Consider the following 316-nt stretch of genomic DNA (forward strand, 5'->3'; position numbering starts at 1 on the left):
AAATGCAGACGGAACCGTTGTTGTGAAAAAAGGAACACTGATTGAGAAAGCAACTACTGGAGCAGATGGAACTGCAAAATTCACAGCAGATCTTCCGATTGGATATTCCTATTCCGTAAAAGAAGATCAGGCGCCGGAAGGCTATGTAAGAAATACAGAAGATGTGTATACGTTCAAGTTTTCTTACACCAATGATAAAGAAGCAACCGTATTATTTGCCCATACCTTCAGCAATGACCGTGTGACAGCAAAGATCAATTTATTCAAAGTTGATAAAGAAACAGGAAAAGCAGTACCACAGGGAGATGCCACACTG

The 316-nt window shown here is 40.5% G+C and carries 1 protein-coding gene; it reads left to right on the forward strand.

Translation table 11 applies throughout. The annotated features are described in order from the left end of the window. A partial coding sequence (locus tag G5B12_RS17225) for a prealbumin-like fold domain-containing protein (RefSeq protein ID WP_174088999.1) occupies window positions 1-316 on the forward strand: 316 nt, incomplete at both ends.

Source organism: Blautia sp. MSK.20.85, from assembly GCF_013317245.1.
Taxonomy (GTDB): domain Bacteria; phylum Bacillota; class Clostridia; order Lachnospirales; family Lachnospiraceae; genus Blautia_A.